Origin of the sequence: Actinotalea endophytica (assembly GCF_025717005.1) — a bacterium.
In the GTDB taxonomy this organism is placed as follows: domain Bacteria; phylum Actinomycetota; class Actinomycetes; order Actinomycetales; family Cellulomonadaceae; genus Actinotalea.
Genome location: NZ_JAOVZU010000001.1, coordinates 425174 through 440206, shown reverse-complemented (window position 1 = coordinate 440206; position 15033 = coordinate 425174). Strand labels below are relative to the sequence as shown.

General features: G+C 73.4%; 13 protein-coding genes. 3 read left to right on the top strand and 10 right to left on the bottom strand.

Going from position 1 to position 15033, the window contains the following annotated elements; translation table 11 throughout:
• Positions 1–37: 37 nt before the first annotated feature.
• From OEB99_RS02120 to OEB99_RS02110, 3 genes are all read right to left on the bottom strand, one after another.
• Positions 38–1864, bottom strand: a complete 1827-nt coding sequence (locus OEB99_RS02120) for a bifunctional metallophosphatase/5'-nucleotidase (protein WP_263508011.1) — start codon at positions 1862–1864, stop codon at positions 38–40.
• A 102-nt stretch (positions 1865–1966) separates the two neighbouring features.
• A complete protein-coding gene (locus OEB99_RS02115) occupies positions 1967–3172 on the bottom strand; it encodes a M20 metallopeptidase family protein (RefSeq protein WP_263508010.1) in 1206 nt (401 codons plus the stop codon).
• On the bottom strand, positions 3169–4539 hold the full coding sequence (locus tag OEB99_RS02110) for an MFS transporter (RefSeq protein WP_263508009.1): 1371 nt from the start codon (positions 4537–4539) through the stop codon (positions 3169–3171). The genes OEB99_RS02115 and OEB99_RS02110 overlap by 4 nt, the downstream gene beginning before the upstream one ends.
• Before the next feature lie 152 nt (positions 4540–4691).
• Here OEB99_RS02110 and OEB99_RS02105 point away from each other — a divergent pair, with 152 nt between their 5' ends.
• Complete coding sequence (locus OEB99_RS02105) at positions 4692–6905, top strand: putative bifunctional diguanylate cyclase/phosphodiesterase (RefSeq protein ID WP_263508008.1); 2214 nt, start codon at positions 4692–4694, stop codon at positions 6903–6905.
• 55 nt (positions 6906–6960) lie between these two features.
• Here OEB99_RS02105 and OEB99_RS02100 read toward each other — a convergent pair whose 3' ends face one another.
• The 3 genes from OEB99_RS02100 to OEB99_RS02090 are packed head-to-tail and all read right to left on the bottom strand — an operon-like array spanning position 6961 to position 10101.
• The gene (locus tag OEB99_RS02100; protein ID WP_263508006.1) at positions 6961–7458 is read right to left on the bottom strand and encodes a methyltransferase family protein; all 498 of its coding nucleotides are present in this window, start codon (positions 7456–7458) and stop codon (positions 6961–6963) included.
• A 4-nt stretch (positions 7459–7462) separates the two neighbouring features.
• The gene (locus OEB99_RS02095; protein ID WP_263508004.1) at positions 7463–9151 is read right to left on the bottom strand and encodes an ABC transporter permease; all 1689 of its coding nucleotides are present in this window, start codon (positions 9149–9151) and stop codon (positions 7463–7465) included.
• The gene (locus tag OEB99_RS02090) at positions 9148–10101 is read right to left on the bottom strand and encodes an ABC transporter ATP-binding protein (RefSeq protein ID WP_263508003.1); all 954 of its coding nucleotides are present in this window, start codon (positions 10099–10101) and stop codon (positions 9148–9150) included. The genes OEB99_RS02095 and OEB99_RS02090 overlap by 4 nt, the downstream gene beginning before the upstream one ends.
• 111 nt (positions 10102–10212) lie before the next feature.
• Here OEB99_RS02090 and OEB99_RS02085 point away from each other — a divergent pair, with 111 nt between their 5' ends.
• A complete protein-coding gene (locus OEB99_RS02085; RefSeq protein WP_263508002.1) occupies positions 10213–10977 on the top strand; it encodes an SDR family NAD(P)-dependent oxidoreductase in 765 nt (254 codons plus the stop codon).
• 3 nt (positions 10978–10980) lie between these two features.
• Here the strand turns inward: OEB99_RS02085 and OEB99_RS02080 are convergent, their stop codons facing one another.
• On the bottom strand, positions 10981–12057 hold the full coding sequence (locus OEB99_RS02080; protein ID WP_263508001.1) for a DsbA family protein: 1077 nt from the start codon (positions 12055–12057) through the stop codon (positions 10981–10983).
• 90 nt (positions 12058–12147) lie between these two features.
• Positions 12148–13263, bottom strand: a complete 1116-nt coding sequence (locus tag OEB99_RS02075; protein WP_263508000.1) for a PrsW family intramembrane metalloprotease — start codon at positions 13261–13263, stop codon at positions 12148–12150.
• A gap of 272 nt (positions 13264–13535) precedes the next feature.
• On the opposite strand from OEB99_RS02075, the gene trxA reads away from it, so the two are divergent.
• A complete protein-coding gene (gene trxA / locus OEB99_RS02070) occupies positions 13536–13967 on the top strand; it encodes a thioredoxin (protein ID WP_263507999.1) in 432 nt (143 codons plus the stop codon).
• An 88-nt stretch (positions 13968–14055) separates the two neighbouring features.
• Here trxA and OEB99_RS02065 read toward each other — a convergent pair whose 3' ends face one another.
• Together OEB99_RS02065 and OEB99_RS02060 are read right to left on the bottom strand one after the other, a co-directional pair.
• A complete protein-coding gene (locus OEB99_RS02065) occupies positions 14056–14565 on the bottom strand; it encodes a GNAT family N-acetyltransferase (RefSeq protein ID WP_263507998.1) in 510 nt (169 codons plus the stop codon).
• Positions 14566–14599: 34 nt separating this feature from the next.
• Entirely contained in the window at positions 14600–15028 is a 429-nt protein-coding gene (locus OEB99_RS02060; RefSeq protein WP_263507996.1) for a potassium channel family protein, read from the bottom strand.
• Positions 15029–15033 lie beyond the last annotated feature (5 nt).

Here is a 15033-nt window from a genome sequence, read left to right as displayed (position 1 = left end):
GGGCGTGCACCGGTCCGGCGCACGCCCGCCCGTCGGCTCACGGCGTGATCGTCAGCGGCGACCCTGCGTAGGTGAGCTGCCAGTCCGGGTTCGTCGACGAGAACAGCGTGGGGTCGATCGTGCCCTGCGCGGTCACCCAGTCGATCAGCAGCTGCCGGATCTCCACCAGGCGGTTGTCCACGATCGGCGCCGTGGTCACCCCCGGGAAGCCGCCGCCGCCGGACTGCCGGTAGTTGTTGATCGCCACGACGAACTCGTCGCCGTCGGCCACCGGCGTGCCGCCGTACGCCAGGTCCGTGATCCGCGACCCGACCGGCTGGGACAGGTCGATGTCGTAGGTCAGCGGCGCGTCGAGACCGAACATGACGTCGTAGTTGTAGTCCGGCGTGCCGCTCGGCGCGGTCGCGGTGACGGCGTTGGTGACGTCGTCGGCCGCGTACGTACCCGGCCCGGGGACTGCCTGGAAGTACTGCGCGGACTTCTCCAGGTACGCCTTGACCTCGGCACCGGTGAACCGGATGCCCAGCAGCGTGTTGTCGTAGATGTACAGCCCGGCGATGTCCCGGACCGAGACGTCACCGGCCGGGATCGACGCCGCCCGGTTGAACGGCGCCGCGATCGAGAGCACCGGCAGGTCCGCGTCGGAGCCCGTGAGGTTCGCCTTGACCGACGACGCCTGGACGTAGTTGATGAAGTCCAGGGCTGCGGCGTCCTCGTACCGGGCGGTCGCTGCGGACAGCTCCTCCGTCGAGGTCCCGATCACCGAGTTCACGTAGTCCACGACGGCCTGGTGGTCGTCGGCGAGCAGGCTCACGATGGCCGGGTCCTCCGGGACGGTGTTCGCGTTGAGCACCTGCGAGCTGACGTCGTCGACCGTCCAGTGGCCGCGGTGCAGCGTGAGGTCGATGTCGAACACGCTGAGCCGCTCGCCCCACTTCAGCGGCTCGGACAGCACGACCTCCTTGCCGGTCTGCTGGTTCACCACGATCCGCTCGGGGATCTCCTGGTGGGCGTGCCCGACGAGGATCGCGTCGATCCCGGGCACCTGCTCGGCGACCAGCGTCGCGGCGTTCTCGGGGAACGGCAGGGCGTCGCCGTACGACGACGAGGTGTCCGCCCCGGAGTGCGCGGCCACGATCACGACGTCCGCACCGGCCCGCCGCATCTTCGGCACCCAGACCTTCGCCTGCTCGACCAGGCCCGGGAAGCTCAGCACGCCGTCGACGTTCGCCTTGTCCCAGATGGCGATGCCCGGGTTGGTGAGCCCGAGGATGCCGACCTTGATCGGCACCCCGTTCGACGTGCGGACCCGCTCGATGACGTACGGCTGGAACGCCGGCCGTCCGGTGCGGTCGCTGACCGCGTTCGCGCCGAGCAGCGGGAAGTCGAGCTGGCCCTCGAACGTGCGCAGCACGTCCAGGCCGTAGTTGAACTCGTGGTTGCCGAGCGCGGCGGCGTCGTACCCGATCGCGTTCATCGCGGCCGCCATCGGGTGCTCGGTGCCGTTCGTGATCGGGTCGATCTTGGCGTAGTAGTAGTCGAGCGGGGTGCCCTGGATGGTGTCGCCCGCGTCGATGAGGAGGGTGTTCGCGTCGCCCTTGTCGGCCCGGACCTGGTTGACGAGGGTCGAGATCTTCGCCAGGCCCACGTCGTTGTGAGCGCTGTCGTCGTACTCCGCGTTCTTGAAGTAGTCCCAGTTCACGGCGTTGCCGTGCAGGTCCGTGGTCCCCATCACGGTGAGCTCGAAGGACTGGTCGTGGGTGTGGCCGCGGCCGCCGGCGGTGGCCGGTGCGGCGGCGGTGAGGACGAGTGCGCCGGCCGCGAGGAGGCCGAGCACCCTGGTGCGTCGAGCAGTGATCGTCATGGATCCCCCTTGACTCTGGTCGCCCGTTGTTCGGGCCGAGCCAGCATTCACCCGTCCGGGTGAACGCGACAAGGGGTGCCGGGTGAACGCGACGCGCCGGTCTCAGCCCTCGGCGAGCCGGTCCATCGCCAGCCCGGCGAGCAGCGCGGCGGCCTGCGGCAGCACGCGCTCGTCGAACGTGGCCTGCGGTGCGTGGTTGTACGCGGCCGTCGCCGGGTCCCGGTCCGCGGGCGTCGCACCGAGCCCGAGATACGCGCCGGGGACCTCGGCGAGCACGTAGGAGAAGTCCTCCGATCCGGGGATCGGCCGGGGCGCCTCCCAGAACCCCTGCGCACCGACCAGCGCGGTCGACACGCGCGCGACGCGCCCCACCTCGCCCGGGGTGTTCACGGTCACCGGGTAGCCCGGCCGGTACGACACCTCGGCGGTCAGCCCGTGCGCCTCGGCGATCTTCTCGACCACCCGGGTGAGCCGTCCCGCGACCACCGCGTGGGTCTCCTCGGAGAACGTCCGGACGGTCGCGGCGAGCTCGGCGGTCTCCGGGATGACGTTGTCCGTGGTGCCGGCCGAGATCCGGCCGACCGAGACGACCACCGGGTCCAGCGCGTCGAACTGGCGCGTCACGGCGGCCTGCACGGCGAGCACGATCTCCGCGGCCCCGGTCACCGGGTCGGCGGCCAGGTGCGGCATCGAGCCGTGCCCGCCCCGCCCGCGCACCGTGACGGTCATCGTGTCGGCGGCCGCGAGCATGGTGCCGGGCCGGCTGGCGACCAGGCCCGCGGGCAGCAGCGCCGACGTCACGTGCAGCGCGTAGGCGGCGACCACCCGCTCGCCCGCCGCGTCCAGCACGCCCTCGTCGATCATCAGGCGCGCACCGGCATCGCCCTCCTCGCCGGGCTGGAACATCAGGACCACGGAACCGGCGAGCTCGTCGCGATGGGCGTGCAGCAGCCTGGCGGCTCCGACCAGCCCGGCGGTGTGCAGGTCGTGCCCGCACGCGTGCATCGCACCCTCGTGCGCGCTGCGCACCGGCTCGGCCGAGTCCTCGGTGACCGGGAGCGCGTCCATGTCGGCCCGCAGCAGCACCACGGGCCCGGGCCTCGCGCCCCGCAGCACCGCGACCACCGAGCTCAGCGCCGACCCCGTGCTGACCTCGAGGTCCAGGCCGTCCAGCGCCTCGAGCACCGCGGCCTGGGTGAGCGGCAGGTGCAGGCCGACCTCGGGCACGGTGTGCAGTCGGCGGCGCAGCTGCACCAGGTCGGGGGCGAGGCCGGCGGCCTCGGCGAGCAGGGCGGGCGTGACGGTCATGCTGCGCCTCCCGTGGCGTCGATCGCTCCGGTCCGGGCGGTGGCATCGCCGTCGGTGCCGGCATGGGTCCCGGCCAGGGTGTCGGCCGGGTACAGCAACGAGTAGCGCACCAGCCACGAGCCGACCGCGGAGACGGTCAGGCCGATCGCCGCGTACACCGGGACGAGGGACAGGTGGTCGGCGTCGATCAGCCACTCGGCGACGAACAGGAACGTCCCGCCGAAGAGCGCGATCGCGAGCGCCGCCGGGATGCCGAGCGCCACGGCCCGGATCGGCACCGGGAACAACCGGGCACCGGCCACCGGGGTCACGCCGAGCTGCAGCCCGACGAAGGTCGTGAACGTCGCCGCCGCCACGACGTACGGCACGTGGCCCGCGAGGAACCCGAGCATGAGCGGCAGGACGAGCAGCGCGGCACCGGTGAACCCGACCCGGATCAGGGCGAGCGGGCCGAACCGGTCGGACAGGAAGCCGGACACGATCATCGAGATGACCAGGGCCAGCAGCGCCACGGTGTGCTGCGCGGTCGCAGCCTCCTCGGTGATCCGCCCGGAGTGCGCGGCGAAGCTCGGCAGGTAGATCGAGCCGAAGTACACGCCCATGGTCGAGCCGATGGTGAGCCCGAAGGCGAGCAGCATCCGCGGGAGGTGGGCGACCACCTGCGGCCACGCCGGCAGGTACCCGGCCTCGCGCGCCGAGGTGAACACGCCCGACTCGGGCACGCCGCGCCGGATCCAGAACGCGAGCGCGCCGCACAGCCCGGCGAACGCGAACGCGAGCCGCCACCCTCCGGACTCGACGCCCGCCGTGCCGAGCGCCCCGAGCAGCACCGCGAGCACCACCGTGCCGGCCAGGGTGCCGAACGCGTCGCCCGAGTACGCGAACGCGCCGTAGCGGTGCCGGCGTTCGGCCGGCGCGACCTCGACGACGTAGGTCGCCGCGGTGGCGACCTCACCGCCCATCGCGATGCCCTGGAGGAGCCGCGCGAGCAGCACGACCCCGGCTGCGGCGAGACCGGCCGCGGTGTACGTCGGGGCGATCGCGATGATCAGCGAGCCGAGCGCGATGAGCGCGACGCTCGCGGTGAGCCCGGCCCGCCGCCCGCGCACGTCGGTGATCCGACCCATCAGGAAGCTGCCGAACGGCCGCGCGACGAACCCCGCCGCGAACACCGCGTAGGCGCCGAGCCGGGAGGCCGTCTGGTCGTCGCCGGGGAAGATCTGCTCGGCGAAGTACGGCGCGGCCAGCCCGTAGATCGACCAGTCGAGCGACTCGACGAAGATCCCCGCAGTGCTGGCCACCACGACCCGGGCGCGCGGGGGCGAGACGGCCGGGGCCGCGGGGGCGGCGGTGGTCTCCTCGGTCATCGGGGTCCTCCTCGTGCCGAACGGTCCGTCCGGAGGCTAGCGCCGCGCCCCGCCGGCCGCAGGGCGGTGCGCCGTGCGTCCGGCCCTCGAACCGTGGCACGAGTCACGTCCTCGATCATTTACCGGCCCCGTCCGGCGGTCGATGAGCAGCCGTGATCGTTCGCTGGTCGTGGGCCGGGTTCCTCGCGATCGGCGTTGCGCTGACCGCGGTCGCCGTCGCGCTCCCCGGGACGGTCGTCGCCGACGTCGCGTGGCTGACCGGCGGCCTGCTCAGCGTGGGCGCGCTCGTGGCCGGCCCGCTGCTGCACCGGCCGGTCTCGCCGTGGGTCTGGCACTCGCTCGCGGGCGGCCTGCTGTGCTGGGTGCTGAGCGGCGGCGCGCGGGCGCTGCTGCCGGCCGACGCGGCGGCCGCCACCTGGGCGTCGGGCGTGCTCGACCTCACCGCGATCGCGCTGCTCTGCGCCGGTCTGCTCGGCTTCTCCCAGCGGCACACGCCCGACCACGTGCTGCCGACGCTCGACGCCGCGATCGTCACGCTCGCCGCGTCGATGATGATGTGGATCTTCGTCGCGCTGCCGGCGTGGCGGGCCGAGGCCGGCGCGGACCGCTGGTTCGACGCGCTCCGGCCGTTCGGCTTCGCGCTGCTGTTCGGGGTGTTCTACCGGCTCAGCTACACCGCGGGGCGTGGACGCGTCGCAGCCCGAGGCGTGACGATCCTGATCGGGAGCATCATCACCCTGCAGAGCGTCGCGCACGCGACCGGCCTCGCCGCGCTCGACAACCGGCCGACGACGACCGGGGCGCACTGGATCGTGTCCTTGGTGCTGGCCGGCACGATCGCACTGCACCCGGACATGCGCGGACTCACCGAGCCGACCCCGCCCCGCCGGGAGCGGCCGCACTGGATCCAGGTCGTCGCCCTCACCGGGGCGCTCGTGCTGGGCCCGGGCACGATCGCGAGCCAGGCACTCCTCGGGCAGACCTTCCCGCTGCCGGTCGCGGTGGCGATGTACATGGGCCTCGTCGCGCTGGTGTCGGCCCGGATGATCGTGATGCTGCACCGCGTCACCGGGCAGGCGACCACCGACGAGCTCACCGGGCTGCCGAACCGTCGTGCCCTGCAGCGCCTCGCTCCGCTCCGGTTGGCAGACGGCGAGCGGCACGCGCTCCTGCTGCTCGACCTGGACCGCTTCAAGGAGGTCAACGACTCGCTCGGCCACCACGCGGGCGACACCTTGCTGGCCGAGGTGGCAGGTCGGCTGCGCGACCGGCTGCGCAGCGGCGACCTGCTCGCACGCCTGGGCGGGGACGAGTTCGCGGCGCTGCTCGAGGACGCGGGACGGGAGGAGGCGGCCCGGGTCGCGGCCGCCCTCGTCGCGGCGCTCGAGGATCCGTTCGTGCTGGACGAGATGACCGTGCACTCCGCGGTGAGCATCGGCGTGGCCCTCTACCCCGACGACGGGGCGGACCTGTCGACCCTGCTGCGCAAGGCCGACATCGCGATGTACCGGGCGAAGGGTGCCGGCGACCGGGTCGCGCACGCCGGGGAGAACCGTGGCGTCGACCGCCTCCGGCTGTCCGAGGAGTTCCGCGCGGCGCTCGAGGACGACCAGCTCGTGCTGCACTACCAGCCGAAGATCGACCTGGTCACCGGCCAGGTCTCCGGTGTCGAGGCCCTGGTGCGCTGGCAGCACCCCGAGCACGGCCTGCTCTACCCGGACGCGTTCCTGCCGCGGGTCGAGGAGGCCGGCCTGATGCGGGCGATGACGCGCGTCGTGCTCGGGATCGCGCTGGACCAGGCGGTGGACTGGCGGGCCGAGGGCCGCACGCTGTCGGTCGCGGTGAACCTGTCGGCCAGCAGCCTCACGGACTCCGAGCTGCCCGGCGAGATCGCGGCGATGCTGGCCGAGCGCGCACTGCCCCCGCACGCACTCGGCCTGGAGATCACCGAGGAGTTCCTGATGACCGACCGGGCACGGGCCCGGACGGTACTCACCGCACTGCGCGACCACGGGGTGCGGATCTCGGTGGACGACTTCGGGACCGGCTACTCGTCGCTGTCCTACCTGCGCGACCTGCCGATCGACGAGCTGAAGCTCGACCGGTCCTTCGTGTTCCCGATGTCCGACGACCCTCGCGCCGCGGCGTTGGTCGGCTCGACCGTGACGCTCGCGCACAGCCTCGGGCTGCACATGGTCGCGGAGGGCGTGGAGGACGGCCGCGCCTACGACGAGCTGTTCCGGCTCGGCTGCGACACCGCCCAGGGGTACTGGATGTCCCGACCGCTGCCCGCGGTCGAGCTCGCGCAGTGGCTGGACCGGGCCGAGGTTCCCGCCGAGGCGGCTGCCGAGCCGGTCGAGGACTGAGCGACGGGCCGGCGGACCACTCCCGGCACCGCCAGAGGCTCGGGGCGTCCGCTCGTCAGCGCCGCGGGCGCAGGCCCGGCACGAACCGGGGGGTACGCGCGGCGTAGGCGGGGTAACCGGCGAAGCGCCTGGCGAGGCGCTCCTCCTCCCAGCGCGCCTTGACGGTGATGAGCACGACGAGCGCCACGAACGCCAGTGCCGGCCACCACGCTCCGCGGGCCACCGCGTAGGCGCCGACCGTGAGCAGCAGGCCGGTGTAGATCGGGTGCCGGACGATCCGGTAGAGCCCCCCGGTGCGCAGCGCCGCGTGCCGGTTCGGCAGCGGCACCGCCGTGAGGCCTCGTCCGAGCGCGGTCCCGCCGAGCAGCATGATCGCGACACCGGTGACCATCCCGGCGACGGACAGCCCGCGCAGCCACGCGGGCACGGGCCAGGCGCCGGAGCCCGGCAGCAGCACGACCAGCCCGATGAGCACGAACTGCACCGCGACGAACAGCCGCGCGGTGCGCACCTCCCCGCGGTTGACGCCGTCGGGCTCGGAGGTCGTGCTCACCCGGTCATGATGCCGCAGGCGCGCGACGCCCGCGCGGGGCGGCGGACCGGCCGCCGATCGCGCCGCGCGGCTCCCAGGAGAAGCGCAGCCGGACCACCACGAGGCCGGCCACGAGCCAGGCGAGCAGCGCAAGGAGGTTCGCGACGTTCACGTCGCCGGTGTCACTGGTCGCCCCCACGACGGCCCGGACGAAGGGGCGCAGCGGGAAGAACCCGGCGATCGCGTCGAGCACGGGCGGGAACGTCACCCCGATCACGAAGATGTCGGAGATGAAGGCCAGCGGGAGCAGGGTCCCGAGCGTGAGGCCGACCCCGGCCTGCGCGGTCCGCGCGAACGACGTCACAGCGACGCCCAGCACCGCGAGGCACGCGGACCCCAGAGCGAGCACCCCGAGGGACGTGAGCCACGCGGGCGGCACACCCACACCGAACGCGACCCCGGCCACCACGAACACCGCGACGAAGGTGAGCAGCGCGACCACCACGGCCCCGGCCACCCGACCGGCGAGCAGCGCCCAGGACGGCAGCGGCGTGCCGTGCAGGCGTTTGAGCACGCCGCGCTCACGGCCCTCGACCAGGTCGGTGGGCACGTTGACGTACGCCGTCACGGCGGCGCCGTAGGCGGCCATGGTCGCGGCGAACAGGCTGCCGAGGGTCCGCCCGTCGTCCATGGTCGCCGACCCGCCGCCGTTCGCGGCCGGGATCACGAGGGCGAGCAGCACCGGGAAGATCACCGCGAAGAAGACCGAGGACGCGTCACGGCGCAACATCGTGGTGGTGTGCCCGAGCTCACCGAGCAGGAGGGCGAGCGCGGACGGCCGCCCGGTCCGGGCCACCAGGTCGCGCGGGTGGCGACGCCCGGTGGCGGAGACCCGCACGGTGTCGGTGTCCCGCCGCAGCGCCCAGGTCGCGACCGCGGCACCGGCCAGCCCCCAGGCGGCGAGCGCGAGCAGGTGGTCGAGCTGGAACCCCGAACCCGAGCCGTACGGGTCCAGCGCGTCCGCGAACAGCACAGCCATGTGCTTGAGCGGGAAGAACCAGCCCAGCTTGTCCATCCACTCCGGCAGGGTCGTCCCGATCATGAACACGTCGGAGATGAAGGACAGCGGGATGACCAGCCCGTTCGCGACCGCGACGGTCGTCTGCGGCGAGCCGAGCAGGGCCGCGAGGGCCAGGCCGAGGGCGGCGAAGCACAGCGAGCCGAGCACCAGGGTCACGAGCACCGCGGGGATCGTCCGCCAGAACAGCTGCACGCCGTACCCGGCGGCCCCGACCCCGAGCACCAGCGTCGTCGCGATCAGGCCGAGCACCATCGCGGCACCGATCCGTCCACCGATCGCGACCCAGCCGGGCAGCGGCGTGGCGGCCTGCCGCTTGAGCGCACCGGACGCGCGCGCCTCGGCGAACCCGACCGCCAGGAACGAGAACGTCGCCATCACGACGCCGAACGAGGCGAGCCCTGGGGCGAGGAACTGTGCGAGGCGGACCCCGTTGCGCGCGTCGAGCGTCTCGTTGCCGACCATCGAGGCCAGCAGCACGAAGAACAGCAGCGGGAAGCCGACGCTGAGGATGAGCGTGATCGGCGACCGCCGCAGCGCGGTGAGCTCGTGCGCGACCTGGCGGCCGAGCAACGACGCACCCCCCGGCCGGTGCCCGGTGGTCGGGGTCCGCGCCGGCACCGCGGCCGTCGTCACGGCTCGTCCTCGGCGACGTCGGCTCCGGCGAGGTCCGCGTCACCGGGCTGGTCGGCCTCGTCGACGAGGTCCAGGTAGACCTGTTCGAGGCTCGGCCTGGTCAGCGTGAGGTCGGCCAGCTCGATCCCGCGCTGCACGGCCCACCCGGACACCGCGTGCACGTCCGCCGTGGGATCGGCGGTCCGGACCTCGACCACGGCGCCGGTCAGCTCGACGTGCTCACCCAGGGTCGGCAGGTCGGCGACCGGCACGTCCTCCGGCAGCCGGAACGAGATGACCGCACCGAGCCCGGCCGTCGCGGCGAGCTGGGCGGCGGTGCCCTCGGCCACCACCCGACCGTGGTCGACGACCACCAGCCGGTCCGCGAGGTGCTCGGCCTCGTCCAGGTAGTGCGTGGTGAGCAGGATCGTCGCCCCGGTGTCCCGCAGCCGGTCCACGAGCTCCCATGCGCGGCGCCGGGCCGACGGGTCGAAGCCCGTGGTCGGCTCGTCCAGGAAGAGCATCTCCGGCGACCCGACGATGCCGAGCGCCAGGTCGAGGCGGCGCCGCTGCCCGCCGGACAGGGTGCGCACGCGCGCGTCGGCCTTCTCCTCGAGGCCGACCATCGCGAGCACCTCCTCGACGGCTCTCGGCCTCGGGTACCAGCCCGCGTGCAGGCGCACCAGCTCGCGCGGCGTGAACTGCTCCTCGAAGCCGGCCTCCTGGAGCACCACGCCGATCCGCTCCCGCAGCGCGCGACCACCGGTGCGTGGGTCCATGCCGAGCACCCGCACGGTCCCGGCGTCCGGGCGCCGGTAGCCCTCGAGGATCTCCACGGTCGTGGTCTTGCCGGCGCCGTTGGGGCCGAGCAGCGCGAGGACCTCGCCCTCGGCGATCTCCAGGTCGATCCGGTCGACGGCGACGACGTCCCCGTAGGTCTTGCGTAGCCCGTCGACGACAACTGCACTCATCTCGACCTCCGTCGGGCGAGGACCTGGGGGCGTCGGTGCCCGTCGATGCCTACCGTGGCACAGGCCCCGGTTCGAGGGACACCGGTTCCGGGCCGCTTCTAGGCTGACGGCATGGAGCCGGTGCAGCTGTCCGTGGCAGACCAGGTCGTCCTCGTCACCGGCGCCTCACGTGGGATCGGTCACGACCTGGCGCTGGCGTTCGCGGCAGCGGGTGCGACCGTGGTCGCCGCGGCGCGCCGGGTCGAGGACGTCGCGGACCTCGTCGACGAGATCGCGGCGGGCGGCGGCCAGGCGATCGCGGTGGACCTCGACGTCACCGACCGGGAGTCGATCGACGCCGCGGTGGGTGCGGCGCTGTCCGAGCTGGGCCGGATCGACGTGCTGGTCAACAACGCCGGGCTCGGCTTCAACCACGATGCGCTCGAGGTGACCGAGGCCGACTGGGACCAGATCATGGACGTCAACCTCAAGGGCCTCTTCTTCGTCACGCAGGCGGTGGCGCGGGGCATGGTCGAGCGGGGCTACGGGCGGATCGTGAACCTCGGCTCGCAGGCCGGTCTGGTGGGGATCCGCCGGCACGCGGTCTACTCGGCGAGCAAGGGCGGGGTCGACCTGCTCACCAAGGTGCTTGCACTCGAGTGGGCGCCGCACGGCGTGACGGTCAACGTGGTCGCTCCGACCTACGCCTACACACCTGGCACCGCCGAGCGTCTGGACGACCCGGAGGTCGCCGCCGACGTGCTGGCGCGCATCCCGACCGGCCGGTTCGCCTCGACAGCGGACATCGCGGCGGCCGTGCTCTACCTCGCGTCACCGTCCGCGGGCATGGTCACCGGGACCGTGCTGCCGGTGGACGGCGGCTGGACCGCGCAGTAGCGCTCAGCCGCCCGAGGTGGCGGTGTCGGTCGGGCCGTCGGTCGCGGTGGTGCCGTCGGTGGTCGTGCCGTCCGTCGCGGTGCCGTCCGTCGCGGTGCCGGTGTCCGTGGTCGTCCCGTCCGTCGCCGTGCCGGTGTCCGTGGCCCCGTCGGTCGCGGTCCCGTCCGTCGTCGTGCTGCTGTCGGTGGTCGAGGACTGCGAGGCCGCGTCGATGACCTGCCATGCCGCGGCGAGGGCGTCGCCGTAGGCGCTCGTGTCGTCCGGGGCGCCGTCGTATGCGGTGCCGGCGAGCAGCAGCGTCGTGCCGGAGACACTGCCGACGTCGTACGGCACGGACGCCTCGGCGCGCGCGGTCGCGTCGGTGACCCAACCGGTGAACCTGCCGTGCTGGATGCAGCCGGCCACACCCGCGTCGTCGATGCCGGCCGAGGCGAAGGCACTCACCAGCGTCTCGGTGGTCCACTCGGTGCCACCCGTGAGCAGCGCGTCGTTCGCGGCGAGCGCCTGGTCCGGTGCGAGCTCGGCCACGCACCCGATCGCGGCCGCTGCGGCCACGGCGGACGCCGACCCGTCCGGCGCGATCGGGTGGATCTCGATCGTGGCCGTGCCACCGAGGACGTTCTGGGAGAGCGAGCCCTCGCTGCTGATCGTGCTCCACAGCGTCCCCGCATCCGGGTCCGTGTAGTCGACGTACAGCGTGGTGTCGAGCACGCCGTACTCGCGGTTCTGGATCGAGGCCACCGGCTCGGCGCCCTGCGCGAGCGCGGCAGTGGGGATCGTGTAGGGGGAGGTCCCGTCGCCGCCCACCAGGACACCGTCGGAGAGCATGTTCTCCGGGCCCCGGTTGCGCCCGGCGACCCACGCGCGTCCACCCATCACGGCCACGACGACGACGCCTGCGGCAGCCACCCCGGCGATCGCCCTGCGGGCGACCTTGACCCTGCGTGCGTGCCGCTCGGCCGCGAGCCGCTGCTCGCGTGCGACCTCACGGGCGACGACCTTCCGCTGCTTCTTCGGCAGGCCCCGCAGCTCGGACTTGCTGCGCGCCCGCAGCTCCGCCTTGGTCGTCGTCCTGGCCACGCGTGCCCCTCCTCGATCGCGCCCTGGCCCCGCGACGATCCGCGGGGCCAGGAGTGAGGATGCTCGATGCGCCTGGGAGGACGCTGTGAGCTAGCGGGGGGTGTCCGCGAGGGTGCCGGCGCGCTCGCCGCCATCGTGCTGCAGGTCGTCGACCGGCCAGGCGGGCGGGGCCGGCTGCCCGTGCTGCGGGACCGCTTGCCGGGTGCCCACCTCCGGGATCCCGTACTGCGGCACGCCGTACTGCTGGGCGCCGTACTGCTGCGTGCCGAACTGCTGGATCACGGCCGGCTGCGGCGTCCCGTACTGCTGGATCGCCGGCTGCGGCATGCCCGGCTCGGTCGACGGCGGCTCGGGCTCGGCCGCGGAACGGCGCCACGGGAGGCGCATCGGTCCGGGGACCCGGTGTGCCAGGTGCAGCAGCACCAGCAGCCCGACCAGCCCGGTCGCGGCGACCACGATGCCCATCGCGATCGACGTCACCGAGTCCCAGGCCGCGTGCAGCGCGACGGCGACCGCGAAGGTGGCGACGAATGCGGCGACCGCGCGACCGCGGTGCTGAGCTGTGCGGATCCGCCAGAGCATCGCCACGGTCATGCCGGTCCAGGCGATGTGCCCGGCGGGTGCCGTGACCGCGCGGACCAGCAACGTCGTGTCGACCGCAGTGATGCTGTGTGCCGCGAGGAGCACCTGGAAGCCGTAGCCCATGGTCTCGAGCGTCGCGAATCCCATGCCGGTGGCGATACCGATCAGGATGCCCTCGCGTGGATCGCGTCGACGCGCGAACAGGAAGATCGCGAAGGGCACCAGGAGCTTCGCGGTCTCCTCGATCAGCCCGACCGCGAGCATCGGGATCACGGCCAGGCCGGCCAGCGTGTCGTACTCGACCACGCCGGCGGCGAGGATGCCGATCAGCCCGCCGACGACGGCGGTGAACACGAGCAGGCCCGTGTTCGGGATCACCTCGCGCCGACCGCCGGTGGCGGCGAACACCAGAACCGTGACCGGCACGGTGATCGAGCCGATCAGGAGCAGCGAGGGGAAGTACGACACGTTCTGGGTGTCGATCATCACCCGCAGCACCACGACGTACGCGACGATGCCCGCCGCGAGCACGCCGAGCCAGGACAGCCGTTGCCACAGCGGCCGTCGGGGGTAGGCGACCGGTGCGACCGTGGCGACCGGTGCTGGGAGTGTCATGACTGCCATGGGTGGCCTCCGTCCGGCGAGGGGCCACACGACCTGGGCCTGGTGGCCCCGCTTCGTCTTCCACGTTAGGCACTCCGGCTGGACGTCGGCCGAACGGTTCCTGGACGTCCGGTATGAGCCGGTTCGCGCGCGTTCGGGCGCCCGTCGATCGGCGCCTCCGCCGACGTCGCGATCCCCGGGTTCGAGTGGGACCGCGACACGGTCGAGCAGTTCGGATCCCGCCCGGCCGGCACCTGAGCGAGGCGCCCCGCGCGGGTGCCATCATCGACGACATGGCAGGTCAGGTCAGCGCGTGCCCGGCGTGCGGCACCAAGAACCGGGTCCCGGTCGCGGCGAAGGGCACGCCCCGCTGCGCGTCCTGCAAGGCGGCGCTCCCGTGGGTCGTGCCGGCCTCCGACGAGAACCTCGACGCCGCCCTCGACACCCGACAGCTCGTGCTGCTGGACCTGTGGGCGACGTGGTGCGCACCGTGCCGCGCGGTGGCGCCGGTCCTCGTCCGGCTCGCGACCCGCTACGCCGGCCAGGTCAAGGTGGTGAAGGTCGACGTGGACCACAGCCCACGCACCGCGGCCCGGTTCGACGCCAGGAGCATCCCGACGCTGGTGCTGCTGCGCGAGGGGAAGGTGGTGCGCCGCGTGGTCGGCGCACAGCCCGAGCCCGTGCTCGCCCGCGAGGTCGACCGGGCGCTGGCCGGCTCGCGCTGACGCCGCGCCGACGCCGCGCTGACGCACGGTCGGCGCCGACCGGCGCGCACCGAGCAGCGCGGACCCGCGACCGGGCGCAGGCGAGCGCTCAGTCCGGGTCGACCGCGGCTCGACGCTCGATCATCACCACGTCGCGCCACTGCCCGGCGAGCGGCCCGAAACCCATCCGCCCGATCCGCTCGCGCGTGCCGACAACCCGGAAACCCAGCGCAGCATGCAGCGCGAGGCTGGCCGTGTTCTCCGGGAAGACCCCCGACTGCACGGTCCAGATCCCGGCGCACTCGGTCGAGTCCAGCAGGGCTCCGAGCGCGATGCGGCCCACCCCGCAGCCGCGTGCGTCGGCGTGCACGTAGACCGAGTGCTCGACGACACCCGCGTAGACCGGGCGGGCCGAGACGGGCGTCGCTGCGGCCCAGCCGAGCACCCGGCCCTCGTCGAGCACCACCCAGCGGTGGCCGGGGAGCCGCGAGGAGTCGAACGCGACCCAGGTGGGCGGCTCGGACTCGAACGTGGCGTTCCCGGTCGCGATGCCCGCGGCGTAGATCTCGCGGACCTGCGGCCAGTGTGCCGCGGTCATCGCGGCGACCTCGAGGCTCATCTCGGCATCCCGTGCACCGGACGAGCCTGGCACATCAGGAGGGTGGGTCCGTACGGCGTGGCGGGTCGGCGGCCTCGATCCGGGCCTCGAGCGCGGAGAGCCGCTCCTGGACGTCGGCGAGCGCGGCGAGCACGGCGCGGTCCACCTCGCGTTCGGCAGCCTCGCGAGGCTGCTCGTCCTGACGCACGAACAGCGAGGCGAGCGCCGCGCTGACCATCGCGAGCAGCATGAAGCCGAGCACCATGAGGACCACGGAGAGGATGGCACCGGCCGCCGAGTGCGGCGGCGAGCCGAGGAACCCGACCGTGGTCACCAGGCTGACCGACCACCACAGGCCGCGCCAGAACGACTCGACGGTGTCGGTCTCGGCCGCGGCGATCGCGCCTCCGGACACGACGACGACCACGGTTGTGGTGAGGACCGCGGGCCACACCCAGGCCCGGTGGACCTGTGGGACACGCATCGGCC

Excerpts from the sequence above, each read along its gene's own strand:
- trxA (WP_263507999.1), top strand. The coding sequence starts at position 13,536 with ATGGCAGGTCAGGTCAGCGCGTGCCCGGCGTGCGGCACCAAGAACCGG.
- OEB99_RS02075 (WP_263508000.1), bottom strand. The coding sequence starts at position 13,263 with ATGGCAGTCATGACACTCCCAGCACCGGTCGCCACGGTCGCACCGGTC.
- OEB99_RS02110 (WP_263508009.1), bottom strand. The coding sequence starts at position 4,539 with ATGACCGAGGAGACCACCGCCGCCCCCGCGGCCCCGGCCGTCTCGCCC.
- OEB99_RS02065 (WP_263507998.1), bottom strand. The coding sequence starts at position 14,565 with ATGAGCCTCGAGGTCGCCGCGATGACCGCGGCACACTGGCCGCAGGTC.
- OEB99_RS02120 (WP_263508011.1), bottom strand. The coding sequence starts at position 1,864 with ATGACGATCACTGCTCGACGCACCAGGGTGCTCGGCCTCCTCGCGGCC.
- OEB99_RS02090 (WP_263508003.1), bottom strand. The coding sequence starts at position 10,101 with ATGAGTGCAGTTGTCGTCGACGGGCTACGCAAGACCTACGGGGACGTC.
- OEB99_RS02085 (WP_263508002.1), top strand. The coding sequence starts at position 10,213 with ATGGAGCCGGTGCAGCTGTCCGTGGCAGACCAGGTCGTCCTCGTCACC.
- OEB99_RS02060 (WP_263507996.1), bottom strand. The coding sequence starts at position 15,028 with ATGCGTGTCCCACAGGTCCACCGGGCCTGGGTGTGGCCCGCGGTCCTC.
- OEB99_RS02115 (WP_263508010.1), bottom strand. The coding sequence starts at position 3,172 with ATGACCGTCACGCCCGCCCTGCTCGCCGAGGCCGCCGGCCTCGCCCCC.